Here is a 1,703-nt window from a genome sequence, read left to right as displayed (position 1 = left end):
AATGTAGGCTTATCTAAAGATACCATAGTAGGATTAAGCAATACCTTAAATGTAGGAGTAGATAATAAAGTAAGAGTATCTAAGAATTCTAGCGAATATGTAGGAGAAAACAAAGACATAGAAATAGGTGCTAATCAAAATACTATTATCCATAAAGATGAGATAAGAAATGTGAAGGAAGAAAATAAATTATTAATAGAAAAGTCTTTAACCCAAACAATAGAAAAAGAATTTTTCCTTAATGTTCATCAAAATTTATCCGCCCACATACAAGATAATACATCCTTAAAGTCCAATTCCATGCAGACAAAGGTAGAGGAACAATATTCTTTAGAATCAGATAATTCAACTTTTGACTTTCAAACAGATTGTGAAGTAAAAGCAGGTAATCAAATCCTCCATCAAGTAGGCGATACTCAAATTGTTACTAAGGGAGATTGTGTTATCATTAAAGCAGGTGGAGTTGAAGTAACTATAGACTCTAAAGGACTTGTGGTTAGAGGTGGAGAGCTTAGGGCAGAATGATAACTCGGAGATAAAAATGAGCCAAACAAACAATAACACAGAAATCAAAGAGCAAAACACTCAAGATGAAATCATTTTTGAAGAAAAGAAATATATACCTGCATTTTTATTTTGCGGGATAATATACACTGGATTTTTGTGTTTTTTTCTTTATTGGCTCCCTAGGGCATTTGACAATACTAAGAATTTTAAATGGTTTGTGGTTTTTATTATATATCTTTATGTATTATATATATATATAAGTCTTGTTTATAAAACAGTAAATTTTAAAAGAATTTATATCACAAAAGAAAAACTTGTGGTTGAATTCTATTTTAGGAATGATTTAATTTTTCCTTTAGGAACTTTTTTTGTGTATTCTTATAACCCATCGCGTGCTTTGGTGGGAGATATAGTTATACAAACTCTCAAAGGTAAAAGATACTACATTAAAAATCTTATCAAGCATGAAATAGAACTAAAAAATGATTTTTATGCAAAAGTTAATGCCATTATAAAGCCCCATGTAATGCCTTATTTGTTAAGCTTAGGTGATGAAGAATTTGAAAAAATCATTTCATTTGTAACCGGTTTTCATAAAATTGATACCACTTTCCTTAAAGAAGCAATGGAACTCAGAAAAGAGAAAAAAGATGAATGAAAATATTTATGGAAGTTTAGAGCTTTATTCCAAAGAAACTCAAAACACTCCTAGTGATAAAAGGGATTTAGGAGCATTTGGAGATGTTGCTCCTTACGGACTAGGCATTGCAGGAGGTTTTGCTACTGAGGCTTTTGAAAAAGGGATAAAAAGTTTAGATATAAAAGCTGATTCTTTGTTTTGGAAAACCATGCGTCATAAAATAACAGTAGTGAATTTTGGAATATTGAATTTTTTTCTGTCTAAAGCAGAGGGAAAATCCAATGTAAGGGCTTTGACTGAAACAAGCGTTGGTGTTGGTATCAGTATATTTATAGATGAAACTCCATTAAGTAAATATAGTGAATATGTTGCCAAACAAGCCTTAACTCAAACTAGCAGGGTTGCTTCTAATGCTGCAACTAAGATAGCTAGCTCAAGAGTAGCATCTAATATCGCAGCTAGAGCTGGCGTATCCATACTTTCTCGTATTGCCGCAGGTGCAGCAACTGGAGCAGCTATAGGCTCGAGCTTTCCTATTGTTGGGACAGTGGTGGGT

3 protein-coding genes are annotated in these 1,703 nt (G+C 32.2%); all 3 read left to right on the top strand.

The window, feature by feature from the left end; genetic code table 11:
- A partial coding sequence (locus tag ELQ11_RS09470; RefSeq protein WP_208359343.1) for a VgrG protein occupies positions 1 to 525 on the top strand: 525 nt, incomplete at its 5' end.
- A 16-nt stretch (positions 526 to 541) separates the two neighbouring features.
- Entirely contained in the window at positions 542 to 1,165 is a 624-nt protein-coding gene (locus ELQ11_RS09465) for a hypothetical protein (protein WP_079463305.1), read from the top strand.
- Positions 1,158 to 1,703: hypothetical protein (locus ELQ11_RS09460; protein WP_134225299.1), on the top strand; the 546-nt coding region annotated here is incomplete at its 3' end. The genes ELQ11_RS09465 and ELQ11_RS09460, both read left to right, overlap by 8 nt.

It is taken from the genome of Campylobacter sp. US50a, assembly GCF_004379015.1.
Classification (GTDB): Bacteria; Campylobacterota; Campylobacteria; order Campylobacterales; family Campylobacteraceae; genus Campylobacter_D; species Campylobacter_D jejuni.
The sequence above is the reverse complement of the archived record's forward strand: the minus strand, read 5'-3'. Positions and strand labels throughout refer to the sequence as shown.

What these genes read in the sequence shown, in the direction of transcription:
- ELQ11_RS09465 (WP_079463305.1), top strand. Translation starts at nt 542, where the DNA reads ATGAGCCAAACAAACAATAACACAGAAATCAAAGAGCAAAACACTCAA.